The organism is Fluviicola sp. (assembly GCF_030151805.1).
Taxonomy (GTDB): domain Bacteria; phylum Bacteroidota; class Bacteroidia; order Flavobacteriales_D; family Crocinitomicaceae; genus Fluviicola.
This window is the reverse complement of the sequence record NZ_JASLCN010000502.1, coordinates 1-5157: the sequence shown is the minus strand read 5'-3', so window position 1 is coordinate 5157 and position 5157 is coordinate 1. Positions and strand designations below refer to the sequence as shown.

General features: G+C 32.9%; 3 protein-coding genes. All 3 read right to left on the bottom strand.

Translation table 11 applies throughout. From position 1 onward, the window contains the following. The coding region (locus tag Q1V93_RS19020; protein ID WP_300667010.1) for a DEAD/DEAH box helicase family protein at window positions 1-2422 on the bottom strand (2422 nt) is incomplete at its 3' end. Window positions 2423-2634: 212 nt separating this feature from the next. After that, a complete protein-coding gene (locus Q1V93_RS19015) occupies window positions 2635-3954 on the bottom strand; it encodes a C1 family peptidase (protein ID WP_300667008.1) in 1320 nt (439 codons plus the stop codon). 5 nt (window positions 3955-3959) lie between these two features. Continuing rightward, window positions 3960-5157, bottom strand: a 1198-nt coding sequence (locus Q1V93_RS19010; protein WP_300667006.1) for a hypothetical protein, incomplete at its 5' end; no start/stop codon positions are given.

Genomic DNA, 5157 nt, shown 5'->3' with positions numbered 1-5157 from the left:
TTTGAAATTCGATCTCGCCATTATTACTTGCATTAATAATCTCAATGGAACAGTTAGCTGAATTGAAATTTCCATTGATATTAATATGGATTTTAGCTTCAGGATAATCGTAGAAATTATCGTCCCAATCAATGTGGGTTGGAAAAATTTGTGGGATTGCGGCTATGATTTCTGGAATTAACGTATCTCTAAGTACCTGATTAGGATCTATCGTGTCATTTATTAATTTCTCACCTAAGTTTTTACACCAGCTAATAAAGCCCCTCAAATCTCCACGCATATAACTCCAAACTCTGCCTTTATATGAACAACCCAAAGTTATCTTATTTCCGTCCTCGTATCCGGATCCAAACACGAATGCCTTTTCGCCACGCTGTTGTTCAGCTATTGAAAGTGCATCTTGAATATCGGTTCCGACTCTCATTGTGAATCTGATCTTTCGGTTTAAAAATTCCTTTAGACCAACATTCTGCAATGAAACACGATTTACTCCATAGAATGATTTGAATATTGGAAGCTCCTTTACTAATGCCGTATTCCCATTCAAAATTGAATTAGCCAACTCTCCGTACATACTTTTCTTATCCGAACTGTGAATGAAAAGAAGATTTTGGTCCTCATTGTAGTAAAGAACAATCAATTGCCAGTTTAAACCAAATACCTCTTTATAATTTACCCATTCTACCTCTGTTTTCGACGCAGTTATGATTACTACAGTATTCTGAGCAGTATTGTAATCGTGAAATTTGTATTCTAATTCATCGTATTTTGAAATCCCAGCTTTAAAATTCAGAAGGTCGAAACCGTTGTCCGGATTTAAGTTTTTGTAGACTATTGTGCTTAAAGCAAACCTGATATTTTGGAAAGGAATTTTTGAGTTTTCGATGTGTTGGAAACCCTGAATGAATTCATTAAAATCAATTTGCTCTCCAATCTGCTCTTCACTAAGCGTTGAAAGTAATAAGTTCCAATCAGAATCCTGGGCGTACAATTCACTCAATTCTTTTTCGGTATCTGCATCAGCTAAATTTGCAATAAATGTTGCGTTTCCAAGATTGTCATCGATAGATGTTCTTGTGAATCTACCAGCGAATTGTAATGTGATTGGCAAACTTCTTCTAATATCATGAAAGGCTGCGATTTTGAGTTGAGGCAAATCAAAACCTTCACCAAGCATATTGACTGCAACAATGATTTTATGATCACCGTTAACTATTCGTTCCAATATTTCTTTTTTTCCAGTTATTGAAGAATGAATCATCACCGGATTCAAATCAGTATAGTTTCGATACAATTCAAATACTTCTTCAGCTCTAGTTTTGTCTACGCATCTTGCCATCAGGATATGATTATACCCGGCAGACAGATCTTCTCTCAATTTCTCAATTGCCTTTTCAGCTATTATTCTGTCTCCCTTTTTTAAATCATACTCTCTTATGGGGGTAAAGTTGATAGGTTTAAAATATCCTTGCTCCTGAGCTTTTTTCAAACTGAAATTGAAAATAATTTTTCCATCAAGTCTTTTAGTATCATTCCGAAAAGGTGTAGCGGTGAATTGAAGTATTTTCTTATTATCAAATACGCTTCTTACTAATTTCCATGAATTCGCTTCTGTATGATGTGCTTCATCAATGAAAATATTACTGAATTTATCATTTAATTGCGCTAAAGTTGATGGAGGAATATTTGACAAGATATTCATCGTAGTTATTACTACATTGCTTTTTTCAATGAAATCTAATAAATGAGTTTCATCACCAAAGTTTTGATAGAGAATACCAACCCTAGGATTTATAGCTTCTTGGTTTACAATTCCAAATTCCTTAAGTAATCCAAGTTTGAAGAACTTAGAAGCAATTTGCGTTCTTAGCGCATCCGATGGGACCGTAATAAGGACTTTATTCAATCTTCCTGCAATCAAAGTGGATAGCATAGTTTCGGTTTTACCCGTCCCGGTTGGCATTACGACATTACCTATCTCTTCGGAGATCTTCAGATGGCTCAAAATAGAATACAAAGCTGCTATTTGTGGTTCTCTTAATCCATTTCTGTCTTCTGTAATGTCTTCTTCTAAGAAATTAAAATTGTCAGCCCATGAGTTTGTAATTTCCTCAGTTGTGTAATTTCTCCTTTGGGGATGCTTCAGCCACTTTTTCAAAACAACTTGGTTGTTCTCCAGAGCATCTTGCGTTGCTCTTTTATCCGAAAGTAAAGCATAATCGTAACTCGATACATCCAAGTTTTTGTTTGGTGTAATGCAAATTTGGATTCCGTTTATTTCTATGATGGAATAACTTCTACTGCTTGTTATAAAGGAGAATGAAACTGTCGATTTTGGTGATATTAATTGACGAATTTTATTCTTTGAACCCGTTCTCTCAAAATAGGTGATTACCAGTTCGGGGATTTGAATTTCTGCCATGAATAGTGTGGGTAAACGTTAAAATAGTATGGTTTCATTAATCTTAAGTCAAAGACTGTGTGAATTTAGTTAAAATAACCATAGAAAAAAGAGTGAAGCTATTTTTTCATGCAAAACAGCAATTCATTAATAATCAAAACATTGAATAGGCATTTTAGAGCGCGCGATTAATCACCCAGAAGCTTTATTTCAGTAATCATTATAATTGAAATCTAATCATTTTTCTCCAAAAACTGATTCTGTTGTTGCATCAACTTGTCGTATAGATTTTTTTGCTCCTTAAGAATGTTGATTTTATCAATTTTTTCTTTTGTGTCTGTATCTATAGAGTTGTCAATACTTAAATCAAAATATGCAGCCTTTGTTAAAGGATTACGACCAGCTTTTGCAATATCAAGTAACGTAAAAGTTATTCTCTGATCCTCATAATAAAAAGTTTGAGGAGTGTTGATTCTGTACCTAATTGTGTTGATTATTTCATTTTTTTGTAAGTCAGTAAAAATGACTGTTGCAGAACTATCTTTTGGACTTAATGCCGTTAACCCTATTCTTAAACGTTTAAATTCTCTATAATATCCTTCTTTAAACCAAGATGAATACAATGAATTTGATGTAAAAGACTTAGTGGTTTCGGTTTCTTTTGTTGTTACGGATACAAATGTGCCTGGAGACCATGCGTCATTTATTGTATAAGCCTCTGCAACTAAAGAACTGAATAATTTATAAGAAACATTAAAGTAACCCGAATTACCCCAATTATTTCCCCAAGAATTCATGATTTTAAAGGATTGTGTTTGCTCATTGTACCCAACACATACCATTGCATGATAATTCTTAGGATTCAAAAGGCCTTTTGGGACATAAGTATAGTTTATTCCTCGTCTATACGCATCAAAACCATCGGGTTGGAAATAATCACAATTGTTAAAGCCAATAATTATAGGATTACCTACGAACAGATTATATTTTACTTCATCTAAATTTTGAAAACTTAGAGATTTGTATGTAGAGATCTTATTTATTGTTGCGTTTTGAATAACAGTTGGACTTGGTTGGGCGCTACAGTCTTGTTCATCATAGGGAAAGGCAGATAAAAAAGATGTTCCGGTTGTGTTTAACATTTCAAAGGCCTCCCAAAACCAGATACCTTCTAAACAATTATAATTTTGATTCCTAAATTTTACAATATTAAAAATAAATGAAGGGCTACATATTCTATCGTTTCGGATAATTTCATTTTCAATAAAAAGCCAGTTATGTTGTCTTTTTTCCTGATAAGATTTTGCGGCATAAGCAACAGCAAAAGCAGTACAAGAACCTTGATATCCTTGATTCCCAATTGGTGGCATTTTATCGGATAGGTCAACTTTAGATGGTAACACAATACTTGATGGTAAACTAAAGCCAGGAGTGTAAGGAACACTCTTTATTTGCTCCTCTGTTGGAAGTTTTAAACCATATCCAAAGTCATTTTGAGAAAACACATATATGTTATAAATACATGCGATAGAAAGGAAAATTATTTTTCTCATGGCTTTTATTTTTTACCTATGTTGTAATTGATTGAAAAATACCAGGAAACAAAGCCTTTGTATATTAAATTATTTTCTAATGCAGTTTCGTCTTTCACAACATCTCCCACATTTAAAGTCTTTAAATCCTTTCGATAACCCACCATAGCTCCACCAGATATTGAAAAAGATTTACCAAGTGTAATTCCTCCACCAACGGGGAAAATAGCATCGTTTTTGCCTGTACTGACTCCAATTTGTAAGAAGGGATAGACAGGATTTAATTTACCTGTGACTAAAAAGTTTAGAAATAAGGCAGGGCGCACGTAAACTTTAGAATCAGTTGCTTCTCCAACAGTATTAATTCCATTATCTGTTGAAATTGTATAATTAGGATAAGAAAAACCGGTGTAAAAAACTCCTGTAGAAACAAAAGGATATAGTCCTAATTTTTTGCCTACAGTAAAGTCATTTTTAATACTGCTTTGTGCAACTTCACTTCCATTGCTCTCTAATTTCTGATATTCATAACTAAATGATTTCATTTTTTGAAATTTCCAGTCCAATTTAATATCAGAATCTTCATAGTATTGAAAGCACACATTATTTTTATCACATTCTTTCTTTGTGAATTTGTCCACATGTTCTTTCAATTTTTTAAGATAACTTTCAAACTTTTCGATTGCCTTTTGATTTGCATCAAATCTATCAATATGATTCATTGATAGCCAAACAGAAGTAGAGTTAGAATATTTTTGGAAATCATCTTTTCGGCTTGCAACAATAAATTTTGTAAATTTTTCATCAAATCTTGTAGATAAAATATCTATTACGTCGTTTAAACTTTTATCCGCTTCACCTTTTCTTTTTTTAAGTCCTGTCAAAACCTGATTAGATACACCTAATTTTGTTTTAAATTCATCATAGCTATTCTCGGCTGCATATAAAGTGTCGCTTCTGTCTTTAATCCACTGATTAAGCGAAAATTCTTTGTCTAGATATTCTGGAATATTTTCAATATATATTTTCCCATATAAATACTTGTCGGCTTTTTCAAGTTCATTAATTGAATTTAGTAATTGTCCAAATTCGTCTTTATTTTTAGCATCTGCATTCACAAAGTTCCAATCTATTACTTGAGAGAATTGATAAGCCCATTCGTGTAGAATAATCAATTGCTTCAACTCAACAACTTTTCCTTTAGATGTTGTAATTGAAGCCGCT

What these genes read in the sequence shown, in the direction of transcription:
- Q1V93_RS19015 (WP_300667008.1), bottom strand. Translation starts at nt 3,954, where the DNA reads ATGAGAAAAATAATTTTCCTTTCTATCGCATGTATTTATAACATATAT.